The organism is Rhodococcus sp. WY5 (assembly GCF_018588185.1).
Taxonomy (GTDB): Bacteria; Actinomycetota; Actinomycetes; order Mycobacteriales; family Mycobacteriaceae; genus Rhodococcus_F; species Rhodococcus_F qingshengii.
The window spans coordinates 942,146-959,826 of the sequence record NZ_JAAMPR010000001.1 but is presented as its reverse complement, the minus strand read 5'-3'; the positions used below and the strand labels follow the sequence as shown (position 1 = coordinate 959,826).

Below are 17,681 nucleotides of genomic sequence, written 5' to 3'. Positions count from 1 at the left end.
ACGACGCGATGGAGGAGCAATGCAGGGGCTGGGCGGACTCGAAGCCGAGGTCATGGATGTGCTCTGGCAGTCCGACGACGCGCTCTCGGTCAAGGATCTGGTCGAGATCCTGGGTGAGCGTCGACAACTTGCGTACACCACGATCCTGACCGTCGTGACGCATCTCTTCGACAAGGGCTGGGTGAGTCGTGAGAAGAAGAGTCGCGCCTACTTCTATCGGCCGAGTCGCAGCCGTGAAGAGGCCACATCCAGAGCGCTGCGCGAATTGTTGGACAGCAGTTCCGATTCCGCTGCCGTGCTGTTGCACTTCGCCAAGACCATGACAGATGCCGAGAACGAGGCCCTGCGCCGGGGTCTTTCCGGGGAAGGTGTGCAATGACATTGGCGTTGCCGATGTTTCTCGGTGCGATGCTCGTGGGATTCCTGGTTCCGAGAGTGTTGCGAGCCGTTTCCTCGGCGTTGTCACCGGCGGTGCTGCTCGCGGCGTGGCTCGGCAGCATGGCGTCGGCTCTGTATCTCGCTCTCTCCGCGGTCTTGGTTCTGGTGTGGCCGAGCCACGCGCCGGTCGAGGGGCTGGTCGACGGTATCGCTCGGTGTTTCAGCGCCTTCGCGCACGGCACGAGTTCATGGGTGGGTGAACTGATCACCGGCACAGCCGTTGCTGTGGTGGGTGTGATCGCCGTTCGGATCGTGCTGGCCGGCCGCAAGCAGGCACGTGAGCACGCGAGGGTCCGAGATTTCCATCGTGATGTTCTCTCGATCGTCGCGCGCCGCGACAACTCGGAGTCCGACGTGTTGTGGTTGGATCATCCGCTGCCTATGGCGTACAGCGTCGCCGGAAAGCCTGGATTTGTTGTTGCGACGCAAGGCTTGTCATCCGCTCTCAGTGGAGGCGAGCGTGATGCTGTCCTCGCGCACGAGCGTGCACACCTGAGCGGCGGTCATCACCGAATTGTCGGTGCGTGCGAAGTCTTGGCCGCTGTTCTTCCGCGAGTGCCGTTGTTCGCGGCGGCACCCGCTGCCGTCGGCGCGATCGTCGAACTGTCGGCGGACAGACACGCCGCTCGCGTCACCAGCCCGGCTGCGGTGCGTTCCGCCCTTGCCGTGGTGTCGAAATCGCCGCTTCCTCAGCCGGACTGGAGCTTGAGCGATCGCGGCAGCGCGACCGCGGTGCGATTGAGTTCCCTGGTCGACGGCGACGTGGCGTCGCCTCGGCGACTGACCTGCGCGGTGGCGGCCTGTGCGCCGGCCGCTGTCACGACGGCCGTTGCCGCAGCCGTGACGGTGGCCGTCTCCGCGGGGATCTGCGCTGTTCTGACCTGATCATTCTCCCAAGGCCGAATCGATCTGGGCTTTCAACTGCTCGTAGCTCGGCATCTGGTCCAGCTTCACGTCGTTGAGGAACAGCGTCGGAGTACCTTGGACGCCGAGGCGTCGGCCTTCTTCGAAGTCGCGCTCGACCCGCTCGCGGACGCCGCGGCTGCCGAGGTCGGATTCGAATCGGGCCATGTCAAGTCCGAGATCTTGTGCGTAGGAACGGAACAGCGCCTCCTGTGATTCGGCGGATTCACCCCATTGCGACTGCGTCTCGTACATTTGCTTGTACATCTCGACGAATTTGCCCTGGCGAGATGCGGATTCGACGACCTGCGCCGCGAGAGTGCTGTTGGTGTGACTCGGAATCGGAAAGTATCTGATGCCGAACGTGATTCGACCCTCGTACTCCGCTCTGATCCGCTCCATCGTCGGGTACAGCGCGAAACAGGCTTCGCATTCGAAGTCGAGGAACTCGACCAGGTTCACCTTGCCGTCGGCGGCCGAGGTCAATCGGTACGCGTCGTCGGTGAGGACGGCGGTGGATTGTGCTGCCCGATCGGCGTTCTCGTTGTCTGCCCGAATCGGATCGACGGTGATGAACGTGATCAGTGCTACCGCGAACACCGCGATCAGGGCGGCGGATATCTTCATGCTTCTGGACACTGCTGTGCACCTGTACCTTCCGTCGAATTCCTAAATACTATCCAACATAGTAGTTAGGTGTAGAGTCGACGGTACCCGCATGGAGACGAAGGAGGACCCGCCGGTGAAGCGTTCGTGAATGACACGCCGCCGCCGTCGATCGGGCAGGTGCTGGAGTGGGATACCTCATCCCTCCCGCTTCTTCCTGCCCTGGGAGTTGTTCTTGCACTCTGGTATTGGACTGGCGCTCAGCGAGTTCGCGCGAGTGGGCGACCTTGGCCGTGGCATCGGACAGCATGTTTCCTCGGTGGGTGCCTGCTGCTGATCGCGGTGACCGGACTGAAGGTCGAGAGCTACGGCTACGAACTCTTCAGCGTCTGGATGTTCCAACACCTGACGCTCTCGATGGCGATCCCGCCGCTCTGGGTACTGGGCTCGCCGGGACTGCTGCTACTACGTTCGACGCCGCACCGAGGAATAGGAAAAGGCATTCTCGCGCTTGCCCTCTCGGCATTGCGCAGCCCGCCGGGGCGGTGGATGCTGCACCCCGGGTTCACGATCCCGGTATTTCTGTTCAGCTACTACGGGATCTACCTGTCGCCGATCTTCGACACCGTCTCGGCGTTACCGGCTGGACACGTCTTTCTCGAGATCTTCTTTCTCGCCAGCGGTCTGCTATTCATCATGCCGGTGCTCGCCACCGGCCCACTGCCGGTGCGACAGAGCTACCTCGGCCGGTGTTTCGACCTGTTCGTGGAGATGCCGCTGCACGTGTTCATCGGCGTCGTACTCATGATGGCGACAAAGCCGCTGCTGACCACGTTCGTGGATCCGCCTCCCGAGTGGGGCGTGGACGTGATGCAGGATCAGCAGCTGGCGGGCGCCCTCGCGTGGTCGTACGGAGAGCCCGTCGCGCTGGTGGTGGTCGTGATCTTCGCGATGCGCTGGAACCGCGACGACAAACGGATGAATGCCGACCTGGACCGCCGCGCCGAGATCGACGGCGACAGTGATCTTGAGGCGTACAACAATTTCCTCAGATCACTGAACGCCGCCGAGCGGCCTGAGACTCGGTAGGCCGGTGGCCCTCAGACGCCGCCGCCGGCGGGCGTCGGCGCCATTGCGTCGGCAGCGGCCGGGGTGTTCATCTCGCGTGCGACAAACGTTTCGAGGTGGAACAGGTTGTCGCCGGCGCGGTCGACGATGGTGAGAAGTGTTGTCATGCTTGCCACTTCCTCGACCTGTTCCTTGAGGAACCACTGCATGAACTGCTCGCCCAGGTAGTCGCCGGTATCGCGCGCGGTGCGTGCCAGCTGCGTGATCTGCTCCGTGACCGTCTTCTCCTGCTCGAGTGCCAACTCGACCGGAGCCCGGACACTGTCGAACTTCGTCACGACGTCGTCGATGCCCGGAACGTCCACGTCGAGGTCGTTGTCGAGCAGGTACTGGATCATCATCATCGCGTGACCGCGTTCCTCGGTGGCCTGGCTGTAGAAGCGCGCGGCCATCTGCGGAAGATCGTGTGCATCGAAGTACACCGCTACCGCGATGTACTGCTGCGATGCAGTGAACTCGTTACGGATCTGCTGACGCAGCAGAGTGGTGAATTCGCTCGAGTTCTTCGCCTGTGTCATCCCAACAGGTTACTGGGTCGTCGCCGCTGAGAGGGAGCTACTTCTTGTCGAGCTGATCGATGACGAAGCCCACAGTTTCCGGTCGGTACCCGTAGACGAACGAGTCCTTTTCGCCGACGTACCAATCGCCGCACTGAAAAGAACTGCCCTTCTCGACCCCCGTCGGCCACCACTGTGCGGACAACGATGCGGGACGAGTTTCGACGGTGGGTCGTGCGATGCAGCTGTTGTGATCTATCTCCGCGATGTTCGCAGTCATTCGCAGGATGCGTTCGTTGCCGGTGGTGCGGATGACCTCGTCGATACCCGTTGCGCCGGCGGGAACCCAACTCGGCAGTGTGTCGATTCCGTTGGATGCTTGTGCAAAAGAGAAGGTTTCGGTTTTCTTGTACGCCTTGGAGTCGTCGAACTTCTCGAAGGTTCCGGAGCAGGACGTCACGAGTGCAGCAGCTCCGACGGCGGCGGCAACGACGGCGAGAGTGCGGAATCGGCGGTGTGTTGTGTTCATACCTTCACGGTATTTTTCGGCCGCCGATTCCGCGTCCTGCCGGAAAGCGATTTGTTCGCCGGGCTTGTCCTCCCGCGGTACTACCGGAACTCAGGGCGATTACCCCGTGGTGATCAGATCCTGTGGAATCTGCTGATCGTTGGCCAGGGCGTCGAAGAACTGCGAAGCGCGCGCCTTGTCCCACAACAACACGTTGCCCGAACCGTCCACGTCCTCGAAACCGGCGACCGGAACCGTCGTGGTGGTCATCCCGCCGCGAAGCGCCCAGGCGAGTGAGGCCAGATTCCAGATGTGATCGCCTTCGTCGACCTGTAGAGATTTGGCGGTATCGGAGACGAGTGGCCACAACCGGAACGGATTGAGGAACGTGGTCGGACTCGTCGCCTTCGACAGCAACGCCGACATGAACTGGCGCTGGTTGTTCATGCGGTCGAGGTCGGCGAGCGCCGTCGCGCGAGTTCGCACGAACCCGAGTGCGTCCGAACCCTTCAAGTCCTGGCATCCGGCGGGGAGGTTGATCCCGGCCAGCGGATCGTCGATCGGCTGTGCCAGGCACACGTTGACGCCACCGACGGCGTCGACGATGCCGGCGAACCCGCTGAATCCGATCTCGGCGTAGTGGTCGATGCGAAGCCCCGTTGCCTCTTCGACGGTCTGCACCAGCAATGGAGCGCCACCGAAGGCGAAGGCGGCGTTGATCTTGTCCGACCCGTAGCCGGGAATCGGAACGTACGAATCGCGAGGGATGCTGACCATGGTCGTCTTCCCACTTTTGGGGACGTGGACCAAGATGACCGTGTCAGTGCGCTTGGGGCCGGTGTCACCGCCCGTCGCAAGGGCTTGCTCCTGCTCGGGGGTGAGCCCCTCACGACTGTCGGAGCCGACGATCAGCCAGTTCGTGCCCGGAGTATCGGCGACGCGTCCCGCGTAGTCGGGCAGCGCGTCGATTCGATTGAGCGAACTGTCGACGTAGTAGATCGCGCCGGCCAGCGCGAGCAGCAAGACCAACAACGTGATGCCGATACGTTTACCCCAGCTACGACGCTTGCGGGGGCGTCGCTGCTTCGGAGGTTCTGGAGGGCGCGGCGGGGCGTTCGGCGGGGTTCGGCGCGGCGGTGCGGGCGCGTACTTCGCCTGGCGCTGCGGATCCTGACGCGGCGGCCCCTGCCTGCGCGGGTCGTCCTGAAACGGTTGCGGGCGCTGGGTCGGCGCCCAGTCCTCACGCCTGGGCTGCTGCGGCGCTTGTGGTGGGACCTGTGACCAGGCCTGATTGGCCGGATTCTGCTGCTGCGGGCGTCCGTCGCGGCGAATGACCGTCGGCCCTTCCGGCGGCATCGGTGGACGCCGCTGCGGGGGTGGGCCCTGACGGGGTGGATTCTGGCGTGGAGGGTTCTGCCTCGGAGGCATCGGTCCACGCGGAGGTGGCCCTGGCGGCTGGCGCCGCGGAGGGCGCTGAGGATATTCGGAGTCGCCGGTCACCAGTTCACGGTACCGGTCACGGCAGCCAGGAGACGTGATCGCGCAGGAGGGCGTAACCGATGAACGCCACCATGTCGATGAGAGCGTGGGCGATGACCAGCGGCCAGAGTTTCCCGGTGCGCTGCCAGTACCGGCCGAACACGAGCCCCATGATCACGTTTCCGACGCCGCCACCGAATCCCTGATAGAGGTGGTAACTGCCGCGCAGGAGTGACGACGCGAGCAGTGATTTGTTCTCGCTCCAACCCAGCGTTCGGAGGCGAGTGATCAGGTAGGCGACGACCAGCACCTCTTCGGCACCGGAGTTCGCGATCGCGGACAGTACGAGGATCGGCACCCGCCACCAGTGATCGTCGAGCGCACTGGCCTGGACGGTGAGGTTGATGCTCAGTGCCTGAGCCACGAGATAGAACAGCAGACCGGGGAGACCGATCACAGCGGCGAGGCCGAATCCCGGTGCTATGTCGCGCCCGAATCGAGGCTTGGGGGTCAGTCCCGCAGCACGTGGACCGATCCCCGAACGCCACAGTAGATAGAGTCCCAGCGCTGCCCACGCGAGAAGCTTTGCGACGCCCAGCAATTGGCGCGCCAGGTCGATCCAGTCGATGGCGGCCCGCGACGGGTTGAGTGCAACCGTCTGATCCGAGAGCGCAACCGGCGTCGCCAAGGATTCGGCGAGCGAGAGGATCCCGGACAATCCGCTGAGTCCGAAGGTGACCAGCAGGACGATCGTGATCTCGATCCAGACTCCGCGTCTGGCGGCCGGATCGAGGGCCGGGCCGGCCGGGACGGGAGTCGGCGGCTGTAACCAGGTGCGGACGGTTTCGCGGGCATTCACCCGCGCAACGCTAGCCGTTTGATGCGCCGCCCGATCGGAGGCCGTTGAGGAAAGGGCACCCGACCAGCATGCGGATGGCGCGGCTCAGCGCGGGAGCGTCGTCGACGGGGTTGGCGAACGGCATCCACACGTCGCGGTCACCGGTGTGATCCTCGACCCGCAGGCGAAGTCCGTAGCGGTCGATGCCGAGTGGGCGAACGCGTCCGGTGCGCATGTACGGGGGAAGCTTGCGTACGAGCAGGTCCACGAGGTCGCGGTGGTCTTCGTCGAGATGCTGCAGCCATGCGGTCTCCATTTCCCAGAACGGATCGGGGCTGGCGTTCAGCAGTTCGTCCACGGCGACGGGTTCTGCCCCCGTTGAATCAGCGACTACAGCCGAGGCCAGGCTCAAGCGAAGGAGGACCGAGGTGTGGCCGATGTCGAGGAGCCCCGGGTGGGGATGTTCGGATGCGACGTCGTCGGCGAGAACGCGTGCCTCGTAGTCGGGCACGGCGTGTAACGAGCCGCGAAGCCACACGAGGGAGCGCACGGGCTCACGCAGCCGCAGTGGTGCGTGATCGGTGATCTCGAGGACGGCAGGCAGGCCGCCGCCGCCGGAGTTCCAGGCCAGGGCCGCAGCTGCGGAGGCATGTGGGACTGCAACGACGACGTCACCGTTCGAACGCAGGTGATGCACCGACGTGGCGGTGGGATCGCTGCCTTCGATGGCGAGAACTGCGTCTTGTGCGCGCACACAGGCGCTGCGGACGCGTTCGGCGGTGGACGGGCCGGTGCTGGTCTTCGTTGCCATGCTGCCCCCTTGGCGGGTGTTCTCTCGAACTCCATCGGATGATGAGGTAACCCTAACCTAAGGCGCTTCGGTGTGAATCGCAAGACTTTTGCGCAACTCGCGTGGAATCCGCCGCCTGCGCCGGGGTTACGGTTTGTCTGTGGCTATTCCTCTCTCACTCGGGCTGCCCGCCCCGAGAAACTCGCGCGGACTCCTCGAAGCACTCTTTCTCCCGGTTGTTCCGGCGTCGGTTCTGATCGGTGGCGAAGCAGCAGGCCGGGTTGTCGTCCGTCTCGATATCGATCCGGAAGAACTGCGTGCGGACACGGAAGCGTCGTACGAGGCCGTCCGTTTCGACGTCGACGTCACCACCGACCAGATCGACGACGCGATCGCGCTGCGCCTGCCCGCTCCACTCGCTGTGTATGTCGACGGCGGCGAAGAGGATCTGACACCCGCCGAAGCGGCGCTGCGTCTGTGCGAAGGTGGCCGGATCCCCGGACTCGCCGCCGGTCTTACGCCCACCGAAGTGGCTGATTTCCTGGCGGTACTCGCGCACGAGTCCGTCGGTTTCGTAGCCCGCGCGGCCGACGGCGACGAGGTGATCGCCCTGCTGTGTGGCACCGTCGCTGCACTGCGCGGCGACGACGTGCGCGCCGCGATGGTCGATCCGAAGCCGGAAAAACTTGCCGCGCTGATCCCCGAAGCCGCGTCGGCCATGCGTGAGGTGCTGCTCACGATCGAGGTCGCGGATCTGCCTGCAGTGGAAACGGCTTTGCGTGCCGCGGGTTTGCAGTGACCGGCGTGGGTCGGTGCGTAATCTTTTAGGCGTGCCAAGAATCGCGTATTTCGGTCCGTCGGGAACCTTCACGGAGATAGCTCTCGCCCAGTTGGAGGCTGAGGGCGCGTTCGGCGAAACCGTCGAGCGAGTACCGGCCGGCAGTCCGCCGGCGACTCTCGACATGGTTCGCGACGGTTCCGTGGACGGAGCCGTGGTTCCCTTCGAGAACTCGGTGGAAGGCGGCGTAGCTCCGACGCTCGATTCACTCGCTCTCGGTTCGCCGCTGCAGATCGTCGCCGAAACCGATCTGGACGTGAGTTTCTCCATCCTGGTTCGGGCCGGGACCACCGCCGATCAGGTCCGAACGATCGGCGCGTACCCGCATGCGGGCGCGCAGGTCCGCGGTTGGATTGCCGAGAACCTGCCCCAGGCCGAGGTGGTGTTGGCCTCGTCCAATGCCGGTGCGGCCCTGGATGTGCAGGCCGGAACCGTCGACGCCGGTGTGTCCACGGCTTTGGCGGGTCAGATGCTCGGACTCGACAGCCTGGCGGACAACGTCGCCGATGTAGGCGGCGCCCGCACACGTTTCGTGTTGGTCACCAAGCCGGCCCCGGTTCCGGCGCGGACCGGTGCCGATCGCACCGCGCTGGTGCTTCACCTCGACAACGCTCCCGGCTCCCTGGTGCGTGCACTCTCCGAATTCGCCGCTCGCGGTATCGACCTGACTCGGATCGAATCACGGCCGATGCGAACGGAATTGGGCACGTACCGGTTCTTCGTGGACTGCGTCGGACACGTCGAGGACTCGCTGGTGGCCGAGGCGATGCGTGCCCTGCATCGTAAATCCGGAGTCCGCTTCCTGGGGTCGTGGGCGACAGCGAATTCGACCGGGCCACAACCTCCTTCGGACGAAGAAGCGATTCGGTGGATCGACGAACTCAAGCGTGGAGGGGGAGAACGATGACCGGAAGGCTCATCCTCGTTCGGCACGGTCAGACGGAGGCGAATGTCGCCAAACGTCTCGACACCGCACTACCCGGAGCAAAGCTCACGCCGGAAGGGTTGGCGCAGGCCGAGACTTTGGGCATCGGCCTGGCTTCGGCGCCGCCGCTGGCACTCGTATCGTCGTTGGCTTTGCGTGCCCGGCAGACAGCAGGTTTCGTGGAGCAGGCCGCCGGTGTCTCTCTGGACGTGCGGGACGGATTGCACGAGGTGCAGGCCGGTGACCTCGAAGATCGTACCGACGAGGCCGCGCACCGACTGTTCATGGAGACGTTCCATCACTGGCACACCGGCAACCTCGGCGCTCGCATCCCCGGTGGTGAAACGGGATACGACGTCCTGGAGCGATACGTCCCCGTCGTCAATTCGTTGCGCGAAGAATTTCTCGAAGGCTCACGAGACGGCGGCGACATCGTCGTGGTCAGTCATGGTGCAGCGATCCGTCTTGTCGCAGCCCAGCTTGCCGGTGTCCCCGGTCTGTTCGCAGCCAACAACCACTTGGCCAACACCGAGACCGTCGAACTGTTGCCTTCGGTCGACGGCGGTTGGGAGTGCCTGCGCTGGGGAACCGTCAACCCGCCGTTCGAGCATCGACTCATCCCCGGTGCCGACGACGTGATGGGCTGACGGCCGGCTTCACCACCAACCGGTCTGGACGCTCAGTTGGCGCCCGAGTTCAGCGGACAGAGTGCTCACGTAGCTGGCTGTCAGGTGGTGGGAATCGTGATACACCAATACATTTCCCTCCACGACGCGGCACAACTCCGGTCCGCAGACGCCGTCGCTAAGGTCGAGTAGACGGACGTTGGTCAGATCGCCGATCGCCGACGGCGCCGGATTGACGTCGCTGAGCATTTCGGACCGTGGCATCGCGCAGTGATCGGGTGACGTGGTTGTCGCCAGACAGTCGATCGCGCGGTAGGCGACGCCGTCGTGGTGCAACCACGGGGTATCGCGGATGGCGAGCACGTCGATACCGTCGCGCCCCAGTTCCTCCCACACGTGTACGTAAGACTCGGGCGTCACGTCGCCAGGGCCGTCGGAACTCGGCCTGGTTGCCGTCGTGAACACGAAATCGGGTGAGGCGTCGGCCAACTCGGTCAGCACTCCACGCGACCAGTCGACGCAATCCGGATAGTCGTTGTCCGACAACGTCTGCATGGAGTCGACGGTGAGCGGGCAGCCCATCTTCAGATACGTGTCGACGCGGAACCCGTGACTCTTGCCGAGTTCGTCGAGCGCAGTGAGCCAGTGCTCGGAGTGCGAACCACCCGCGAGCGCGATGGTTCTGTCTGCGTCGGCGTCGCCGTAGGTGCAGTGGACGACGTCCCGCTCGAGAAAATCGGCGATACAGCCGTCGAGCGTACTGGCCGGAAGGTCCAGTGGCGCATCGAAGATCGAGGGAACCATCGACGCCTTGGGTACTTCGGCACCGTCGGTGAGCGCGAGTGCGCCGGGATGGGTCGGGAGGTCGAGGGTGTCGACTGCCCGCTGGCCCGTCGTCTGGCTGCTCGCGTACGACTGCCAGGCGACCGAAGCGGCGAGGACCACGGCAGCGGTGACGACGCATGCCAGGACGGTGTACCGGCGCGAGCGGCCTCCACGTTCCACCGGAACCTCGATCAGGCGCCGGAGTGCAAGCGCCCCCGCGACGGAGAGGGCGATGATCAGTGCCCCGCCGAGCAGGCCGGCTTCGGGGCGTCCGGTGATGACGAGTGCAAACACCAGAATCGGCCAGTGAATCAGGTACAGCGCGAATGCGAACGAGCCGAGCCACGTCAGTGCCGGATGGGCGAGCGTCTTCGACGTCCAAGGCGTGTCGTCGCCGACTCCGGACAGGATCAGCGCAAGAGTGGCCAGCACCGGCACCAGCGCCCACGGGCCGGGGAACTGCTGGGCGCCGTCGAGCACTATGCCGCACAACAGGATCGACGAAAGACCCGCCCAGCCGATCGTCGCTCTGACCGAGAACGGCAGGGATGCGATCTGCCGACTGCGTGTGCTGGTCATCAGAACGGCCAGCAGACCACCGAGTGCCAATTCCCACAACCTGGCACCGGAGTCGTAGTACGCCCAGGCTTGGTGACGTGAAGATTTGGCGAGTGCGTAGAGAAAAGATCCTGCGGTCAGAACCAGAAGGGTGACCGCGAGTGACGGGCGGAAATAGTTGGGATTCACGCGTGAAGCGACATAAGCGATCACGGAGACCAGTGCGATGGCCAGGAGATAGAACTGACCTTGTACGGCCATCGACCACAGGTGCTGCAGGGGAGTGACCGAGCCGTCGGCGGCCAGGTAGTCGCTTGCGGTGCTGGCGAGCTGCCAGTTCTGGAAGAACCCGAGCACCGCGATCAGTTGATCGCCCAGATCGGCCCAGCGTGTGCGTGGCAGCAGCAACGCGGTCCCCAGTGCGGTCAAAATGCTGACCACCGCGATCAGGGGGAACAGCCGCAGAAACACCCGCCGCAGTGCCGGGACCGGGTTGAGTGAACCCCCGGCTTCGGCGCGTCGAACCAGTGAGCCGACGAAGAAGTATCCGGACAGAACCAGGAAGACGTCCACCCCGCCCGATACCCGTCCGAACCAGACGTGGAATACGACCACCAAACCGATGGCGAGGCCACGCAGTCCGTTCAGGTCTTGTCGGTGCGGTGTTGTTGCCCGTTCTTCGTTCGGCCGGTCGATCGTGGCGACCGAGCTTTGTTCGCCCGGTGACGACGGTTGACGCGAGAACTGCATGCTGAAGTAAGGCTCCGGGCGTTGAAGGGACGCCCCGAGGTTACCCGGAAGTCTCCGGCGCCGATTCCTCGAGTTCCGTTACCAGAGCGTTCACGGCTTGTCGGAGGCGATGGGGTGTTCCGGAACTGATGGACGTCCACTCGGTGCCGTCGGCAGCCCGAGTAGTCGAACCCACGAGCCGGCCGGCCAAGGTGTCGTACACAGTCACTGCGCCGGTCATGAGCGTCGTCGCTCCCAAACTGTGTGGTATTCCAACCAATTCGGCGAAGGCGGTGCATGAGACGATTGCGCTACCCAGTTGGCGCGCGTCGTCTTCGGGTATTCCGGCGTTGATCAAGGCCGAGGTTACGCTGCCTGCATCCGGGCCGGCGCCGAATGCCAGGCTGAGCATCTCGGTCGGTGCGTTGATCACGGCAATCGGCATTGCTTCGGCGCTGCCGAGCGCGGTGACAACGGGTGCAGCTGGTTCGGTTGTGACACTGCGTAATGCGAACGAAGAATCGGTTGAAGTTGCTTCGACACAAAGGAATTCGCCCTGCGCGACGCAGAGGCGTGAAATGCTTCCGCCGACATGCCGACGCAGCGCCAACTCCCACTTGGGGTGGGTCAGGACGCGCAGGCGGGCACTGAGGTCGTGATGGATCTCCCCGCCGGGGAGGAGATCGCGCTCGGAGAGTGAATCTGCCGCGGACTGCATCGCCGTACGGTGAGCGCTCGCACTGCCGTGAACCGTCGCGCCACCGAGAACCACGGGAAGCCCATCGAGTCCGAGTCGCTCACGTACATAGTCGATTTCGTCCTGTGACAGGGCGACGACAGGTAAATTCCACCCCTCAGGTGAGGTGCCGAGATCCACCATCAATGCTCTGCAGTTTCGAGTGCGCCACCGATCACGGACGGGATGACTGTTCGGCCGTCGGCGAAGTGCTCGAAGTGCTTCAGGTAATCGGGTGTGTCGTGCTCGGTCTCGTCTTCAGATTGGGCCGCATGACGGCCGCCGGCGATCGGCGCAGATCCGCCTGCGGTTCGGGCCGGATCCACCTTGACGGTATCCGCGGTGCCCTGAACCGGCGAGGTCACGGGGTTCTGGCGTGTGGCGCTCTGGCCGGTGGAGGGATCAGGAAGAGCGTGCCGACCGGTGCTGCTGCTCGACGACGGGCCCGCGATTGCTCCGGCTCCTGTAGTCGCGGAAGCTGCGCTGACCTGTGCCGGTGCCCGGCTTGCCGACGGGGTGCCGAACAGTGATGGTGTGGAAGCGCCGAGTCTTGCGCCGCCGAGTCCCGCGCCGCCCAGTCCGGTGAGTCCTGCTCCTGCCGTCGCGAGAGCTGATGCGGCAGTGGTGGCGCCTGTGACTGCGGTGGTGGTGGCGCTGGCTGCGGTGGCAACTCCACCGGAGATGGCACCGGCCTGTGAGGCAGCGGCGGCAAATACCGGGTTGGAAACTACGGATGCGACAGCAGCGGTGGCGGCGCGCACGGGATCCGCGATTGCGTCAGCGAGCGTGGATGCCGCTTGCACGACGGACTGTCGTGCGGCGCTGCCTGGGCTTTCGGCCGAAGCGGATGCCCCAGCTGTGGGTTCCGCGATGGACGGTGGTGAGTCGAAGTTCTGCTGCACGGCCAGATGGGCCGTTGCGGCGTCGTACGTTTCCATTGTCACCGCCGCTCGAATTTTGAGAGCTTCTTCGGCAGCCTCGGCGGCGGCGGCACCGCCGACCAGGGCACCGCCGATGGAGTACGCGGCGACCTTTGCCGCTTGAACTGCCGCGATCTCCGCCAGCGACGGCATGGCCAGGGTGGCGAAGGTGTAGGAACCGGACTGTACTTGGGCTTTACCTGCGGTTTCTCCCGCGAGCAACGCGGCAGCAGCAGCCCATTCCTGAAACGGTGCGAACTTGCTCAATGCGGCATCCGCTGCTTCACCGGACCACCCGGTGCGAAGATCCGCTATCACGCGAGAGATGGACGCAGCGGTGTCGGTCAGTCCGGACGACACGGTGGACCAGGCTCCGGCCGCCACGCCGAGAGGGACCGGCCCGGCTCCGGCGACCAGTGCTGCGGAGTTGGGTGCTGCGCCCCGTGGATACCAGATGACGCCGGTGATGCCGACCATTGTTCTTCCCCCCAGGAAGTGTGACTGTGTTGCCGAGTTACCGAGTTCGATTTCTGTCGATCAGATCGGTGCGGCTGCCAGGCTGGACTTGGTGAGCTGGTCTTCGAGCTCGTAGGCAGCTGCATTCTTGCGCAGAGCTGCCGCAGCCGCGGTGAGCTCCTCGATTGCCCGATCGGTGGACGAGGCAAGGCTGCCCGAGATGGTGTTGAAGTAATTTGCCGCGCTACCGGACACTTCCTCGGATCCGGCTGGGAGAACGCGTAGCGTCGGCTGCGCAGTAGAGACGATTCCGCGCAATCGCGTCGCCGCAGACTCGAGTTCCAGTGCGGCGGCAACTAGGGCTTGAGGGTCGACGTGCATAGTGTCGAACTCCTTCCTGACCAGGGCGGATAAGTGGTCGGGAGGCCGTGCGCACAGCCGTCGATATCCCCCCGCACATACTTTGATGCATACCGCCCGCTTTTGGTTCCCCCCGAAATCGGACGACTTTGCCCTCAGCCCCAGCCGAGTTCGTGCAATCTGTCTTCTTCGATGCCGAAGTAGTGCGCGATCTCGTGGATGACGGTCACGGCAACCTCGTGAACAACCTCGTCCTCGGATGCGCAGATGTCGAGTATCGAATCGCGGAAAATAGTGACCGTGTCCGGCAGGTACCCACCGTAATGAGAATCCCGCTCGGTCAGAGCGACGCCCTGATACAAACCGAGCAGCCCCGGTTCTTCTTCGTCACGTGCTTCGACAAGCACCACGACATTGTCGATTGCCTTGGCAAGTTCGGGCGGAATCAGATCGAGCGCCTCGCCGACCAGTTCCTCGAACCGGTCGGGCGTCATAGTTACCGTCATGGCTTACGACGGCGGAGCTGCGCCGGGCAACGGCGTCGGCAACGACCGACCTTCCGGTGCAGCGGGTGGCGGGACCGGAGCGGCGCCGTTGATCAGGATGTCGCCCTTGGCGCTTCCGGTGATCGCGGCAAACCCGCCGGTTTCGACCTCTTTGCCGATCGAACAATTGACTCGGCGGCTGCCGGCCAACCAGCTTTCCAGTGAAATGTTGTCCCAGAACAGTGTCAGCGTCTTGTCGCGAAGCGCGTCTGCGGAACCAAGGTACTCGTTGGACGCCTGAGTGCAGACGCCCTCGAGATAGCGGTCCTGATCTTCGACCGACGGCATTGCGCCCGGGAATTGAGTGCCGAGGTCTATCACCGAAATAACCTCGTATGCATGCGGTTTCGCGCAATCGACCGGATCGGTCGGGAGGTTCTGGTTGATGCCGATGCACGTGCCGACGTCCCACACGTTCGACTGGTCCTGGTCCGCCACGCGGCCTACGAACGGTTGTAGCTCGCCGGTTGTGGTCGAGAACTGCAACCCGCAACGCAGTGCGCGTTCACCCGAAGCCCAACCCGATTCACTCGGGAACATCAAGCCGACGCTGAACTTGCCTTTGGGATCGAATTTCGAATCGAGGTAGGACATGACGATGGGTGTGCAGTGCTCGTCGCGGAGTTCGGCGAACCGAAGGGCGCCCGGGTACCGGGAACCGGGGCCGAACTCGGCGCCGGGGAACACCGAGAGGTCGAGTGGTCCGGCTACCTCGAAGCGGTGTTCAGTTCCGCACTGAACCTTCGACATGTCCGTGCGGTCTCCGCCCGACTCGGTCGCAGGCGTCCAGTTGAGGCAGTCGCCGGCCGCAGCCGCGGTGAAGGCGTCGTCGCGAGTCGATCCCGTCGCTGCGGGACCGCCACCACTGACACTGACCGAGGACGAGTCGTCCTTGTTCAATCCACCGGAAATCGCGATCGTTGCGATCGCGGCGACCACCGCACCTACCGCCACAGCAGCCAGGACCCGACGGGTGCGACTCGCGGAGACAGTTTTCTTCGCCGGCGTCCCCTGGGGATCGGCCGGATCTGGCGACTTCTCGATCTTGTCTTCGGACATCGATTCCATCATGCCTGTTGCCGTGGCGATATCGAACCTTCACTACAAAACTCACAATCGCGTCTGTGAGTATTTTGTAGTCATGAGCGAAAACACCCCACTCGATCCCGAGGCTGTCGAGCTGGCGGGCCGGCTCTTCGACATGGCGCGAACCGGTGACGCAGCCGGGCTGGCGTCGTACGTCGATGCCGGAGTTCCCGTCAATCTGACCAACGAGAGTGGCGACACGCTCGTCATGTTGGCGGCGTACCACGGTCACGCTGACGCCGTCGTTGCCCTGATCGAGCGCGGTGCCGACGTCAACCGACCCAACGACAAGAACCAGACGCCCCTTGCCGGGGCGGTCTTCAAGGGCGAGGATGCGGTGGTGAAAGCGCTGGTGAGCGGGGGAGCCGACCCGAAAGGTGGACACCCGACGGCGGTCGACGCGGCTCGGATGTTCGGACGCGAGGACTACCTGAGTCTGCTCGAATCGTGATCTCTCCCTCTCCGACGTGGACGTGACCGTCGGAGAGCTGCAGTGAGTGGGTAAAGTTCGAAGTCGTGATTGACCTCAAGTTTCTCCGTGAGAACCCCGAAATCGTCCGCGAGTCGCAGCGCACCCGTGGAGAAGATCCAGGACTGGTCGACGCTCTGCTCGAAGCCGACGCGTCCCGACGCGCTGCCGTTCTGACCGGAGACAACCTCCGTGCAGAGCAGAAGGCCTTCGGCAAGAAGGTCGGACAGGCATCTCCGGAGGAGCGTCCCGCACTGCTCGAAGGTTCCAAGGAACTGGCGGCAAAGGTCAAGGAAGCCGAGGCCGCGCAGCACGAGGCGCAGGCCGCGCTCGACGCCGCGCACCGCGCGATTTCCAACGTCGTACAAGAAGGTGCGCCGGCGGGCGGCGAGGACGACTACATCGTTCTCGAACACGTCGGTGAGATTCCGAAGTTCGACTTCGAGCCGAAGGATCACCTCGAGCTGGGCGAGTCGCTCGGCCTGATCGACATGGAACGCGGCGCCAAGGTTTCGGGTTCGCGCTTCTACTTCATGACCGGCTACGGGGCCATGCTCCAGCTCGGACTGCTGCAGTTGGCTGCGCAGAAGGCGATCGCCAACGGATTCACGATGATGATTCCGCCGGTGCTCGTACGCCCGGAAATCATGGCCGGTACCGGCTTCCTCGGTGCTCACTCGGACGAGATCTACCACTTGCAGGATGACGACCTGTACCTCGTCGGAACTTCCGAGGTACCCATGGCCGGCTACCACTCGGGCGAGATCCTCGAACTGAACGAAGGCCCGAAGCGCTACGCCGGTTGGTCCTCGTGCTTCCGCCGCGAGGCCGGAAGCTACGGCAAGGACACCCGCGGCATCATCCGTGTCCATCAGTTCGACAAGGTCGAGATGTTCACGTACTGCCGTCCCGAGGACGCCGACGCCGAACACCAGCGTCTCCTAGGGTGGGAGCGAGACATGTTGGCAGCCATCGACGTTCCGTACCGCGTGATCGACGTCGCCGGCGGAGACCTCGGTTCTTCGGCTGCGCGTAAGTTCGACTGCGAGGCATGGGTCCCGACGCAGGGCACTTACCGCGAGCTGACATCGACGTCCAACTGCACGACGTTCCAGGCCCGCCGCCTCGGAGTTCGGTACCGCGACGAGAACGGCAAGCCGCAGACGGCCGCCACTCTCAACGGCACCTTGGCTACGACGCGCTGGATCGTGTCGATTCTCGAGAACCATCAGCAGGCCGACGGTTCGGTGCGAGTGCCCGAGGCATTGGTGCCGTTTGTCGGCACGGATGTGCTTCGCTGACACGCTGAACCAACACAATCAGGGCCGCGACGGACTCCGTCGCGGCCCTTTTCGTACTTTCGTACTGGTAGGTTTGGAACTTTTTCTGAACTGACGAAATATCAACTTTTTCCCGCCGAT

At 64.1% G+C, this 17,681-nt stretch carries 20 protein-coding genes; 8 read left to right on the top strand and 12 right to left on the bottom strand.

What is annotated here, in order from left to right; all coding sequences use genetic code 11:
- Nucleotides 1-19: 19 nt before the first annotated feature.
- Together G4D79_RS04355 and G4D79_RS04350 are read left to right on the top strand one after the other, a co-directional pair.
- Complete coding sequence (locus G4D79_RS04355) at nucleotides 20-379, top strand: BlaI/MecI/CopY family transcriptional regulator (RefSeq protein ID WP_063315268.1); 360 nt, start codon at nucleotides 20-22, stop codon at nucleotides 377-379.
- On the top strand, nucleotides 376-1,323 hold the full coding sequence (locus tag G4D79_RS04350) for a M56 family metallopeptidase (protein ID WP_003944128.1): 948 nt from the start codon (nucleotides 376-378) through the stop codon (nucleotides 1,321-1,323). The genes G4D79_RS04355 and G4D79_RS04350 overlap by 4 nt, the downstream gene beginning before the upstream one ends.
- Here G4D79_RS04350 and G4D79_RS04345 read toward each other — a convergent pair whose 3' ends face one another.
- Complete coding sequence (locus G4D79_RS04345) at nucleotides 1,324-1,968, bottom strand: thioredoxin domain-containing protein (protein WP_064113813.1); 645 nt, start codon at nucleotides 1,966-1,968, stop codon at nucleotides 1,324-1,326.
- A 126-nt stretch (nucleotides 1,969-2,094) separates the two neighbouring features.
- On the opposite strand from G4D79_RS04345, the gene G4D79_RS04340 reads away from it, so the two are divergent.
- Complete coding sequence (locus G4D79_RS04340) at nucleotides 2,095-3,036, top strand: cytochrome c oxidase assembly protein (RefSeq protein WP_099696830.1); 942 nt, start codon at nucleotides 2,095-2,097, stop codon at nucleotides 3,034-3,036.
- A gap of 11 nt (nucleotides 3,037-3,047) precedes the next feature.
- Here the strand turns inward: G4D79_RS04340 and G4D79_RS04335 are convergent, their stop codons facing one another.
- The 5 genes from G4D79_RS04335 to G4D79_RS04315 all read right to left on the bottom strand — a co-directional run bounded on the left by G4D79_RS04335 (nucleotide 3,048) and on the right by G4D79_RS04315 (nucleotide 7,208).
- The gene (locus tag G4D79_RS04335) at nucleotides 3,048-3,593 is read right to left on the bottom strand and encodes a ferritin (RefSeq protein WP_003944176.1); all 546 of its coding nucleotides are present in this window, start codon (nucleotides 3,591-3,593) and stop codon (nucleotides 3,048-3,050) included.
- Between the two features lie 37 nt (nucleotides 3,594-3,630).
- Nucleotides 3,631-4,101 (bottom strand): hypothetical protein, encoded by a 471-nt coding sequence (locus G4D79_RS04330; protein ID WP_042453189.1) that lies wholly within the window; start codon nucleotides 4,099-4,101, stop codon nucleotides 3,631-3,633.
- Between the two features lie 99 nt (nucleotides 4,102-4,200).
- Complete coding sequence (locus G4D79_RS04325; RefSeq protein ID WP_007736010.1) at nucleotides 4,201-5,436, bottom strand: LCP family protein; 1,236 nt, start codon at nucleotides 5,434-5,436, stop codon at nucleotides 4,201-4,203.
- 160 nt (nucleotides 5,437-5,596) lie between these two features.
- Complete coding sequence (locus G4D79_RS04320; protein WP_099696829.1) at nucleotides 5,597-6,418, bottom strand: CPBP family intramembrane glutamic endopeptidase; 822 nt, start codon at nucleotides 6,416-6,418, stop codon at nucleotides 5,597-5,599.
- Between the two features lie 10 nt (nucleotides 6,419-6,428).
- Nucleotides 6,429-7,208: a DUF2470 domain-containing protein gene (locus G4D79_RS04315; RefSeq protein ID WP_007736014.1), complete on the bottom strand. Its 780-nt coding sequence runs from the start codon at nucleotides 7,206-7,208 to the stop codon at nucleotides 6,429-6,431.
- A 139-nt stretch (nucleotides 7,209-7,347) separates the two neighbouring features.
- Between G4D79_RS04315 and G4D79_RS04310 the strand changes: the two genes are divergently transcribed.
- Genes G4D79_RS04310 through G4D79_RS04300 form a run of 3 tightly spaced genes read left to right on the top strand, consistent with a single transcriptional unit; the run spans nucleotide 7,348 to nucleotide 9,597 of the window.
- Nucleotides 7,348-7,986, top strand: coding sequence for a hypothetical protein (locus G4D79_RS04310; RefSeq protein WP_007736015.1), 639 nt, complete (start codon nucleotides 7,348-7,350; stop codon nucleotides 7,984-7,986).
- 31 nt (nucleotides 7,987-8,017) lie between these two features.
- Entirely contained in the window at nucleotides 8,018-8,932 is a 915-nt protein-coding gene (pheA, locus tag G4D79_RS04305) for a prephenate dehydratase (protein ID WP_042920580.1), read from the top strand.
- Nucleotides 8,929-9,597 (top strand): histidine phosphatase family protein, encoded by a 669-nt coding sequence (locus tag G4D79_RS04300; protein ID WP_007736019.1) that lies wholly within the window; start codon nucleotides 8,929-8,931, stop codon nucleotides 9,595-9,597. The genes pheA and G4D79_RS04300 overlap by 4 nt, the downstream gene beginning before the upstream one ends.
- A gap of 9 nt (nucleotides 9,598-9,606) precedes the next feature.
- Here G4D79_RS04300 and G4D79_RS04295 read toward each other — a convergent pair whose 3' ends face one another.
- The 6 genes from G4D79_RS04295 to G4D79_RS04270 form a co-directional block, all read right to left on the bottom strand.
- Nucleotides 9,607-11,709: an acyltransferase family protein gene (locus G4D79_RS04295; protein ID WP_099696828.1), complete on the bottom strand. Its 2,103-nt coding sequence runs from the start codon at nucleotides 11,707-11,709 to the stop codon at nucleotides 9,607-9,609.
- 40 nt (nucleotides 11,710-11,749) lie between these two features.
- The gene (locus G4D79_RS04290) at nucleotides 11,750-12,568 is read right to left on the bottom strand and encodes an ESX secretion-associated protein EspG (protein ID WP_050657020.1); all 819 of its coding nucleotides are present in this window, start codon (nucleotides 12,566-12,568) and stop codon (nucleotides 11,750-11,752) included.
- Nucleotides 12,568-13,821 carry a PPE domain-containing protein gene (locus tag G4D79_RS04285; protein WP_099696827.1) on the bottom strand — a complete coding sequence of 418 codons (1,254 nt, stop codon included), beginning with the start codon at nucleotides 13,819-13,821 and terminating at the stop codon, nucleotides 12,568-12,570. Before G4D79_RS04285 ends, G4D79_RS04290 begins: the two co-directional genes overlap by 1 nt.
- A 60-nt stretch (nucleotides 13,822-13,881) precedes the next feature.
- Nucleotides 13,882-14,181: a PE domain-containing protein gene (locus G4D79_RS04280; protein WP_063315263.1), complete on the bottom strand. Its 300-nt coding sequence runs from the start codon at nucleotides 14,179-14,181 to the stop codon at nucleotides 13,882-13,884.
- A gap of 134 nt (nucleotides 14,182-14,315) precedes the next feature.
- Nucleotides 14,316-14,666 (bottom strand): metallopeptidase family protein, encoded by a 351-nt coding sequence (locus tag G4D79_RS04275; RefSeq protein WP_007736028.1) that lies wholly within the window; start codon nucleotides 14,664-14,666, stop codon nucleotides 14,316-14,318.
- A 3-nt stretch (nucleotides 14,667-14,669) separates the two neighbouring features.
- A complete protein-coding gene (locus G4D79_RS04270; protein ID WP_003945397.1) occupies nucleotides 14,670-15,776 on the bottom strand; it encodes a septum formation family protein in 1,107 nt (368 codons plus the stop codon).
- Nucleotides 15,777-15,846: 70 nt separating this feature from the next.
- On the opposite strand from G4D79_RS04270, the gene G4D79_RS04265 reads away from it, so the two are divergent.
- Together G4D79_RS04265 and serS are read left to right on the top strand one after the other, a co-directional pair.
- Complete coding sequence (locus tag G4D79_RS04265; RefSeq protein ID WP_003945404.1) at nucleotides 15,847-16,242, top strand: ankyrin repeat domain-containing protein; 396 nt, start codon at nucleotides 15,847-15,849, stop codon at nucleotides 16,240-16,242.
- Between the two features lie 65 nt (nucleotides 16,243-16,307).
- On the top strand, nucleotides 16,308-17,561 hold the full coding sequence (gene serS / locus G4D79_RS04260; RefSeq protein ID WP_007736032.1) for a serine--tRNA ligase: 1,254 nt from the start codon (nucleotides 16,308-16,310) through the stop codon (nucleotides 17,559-17,561).
- The last annotated feature ends 120 nt before the right edge of the window (nucleotides 17,562-17,681 follow it).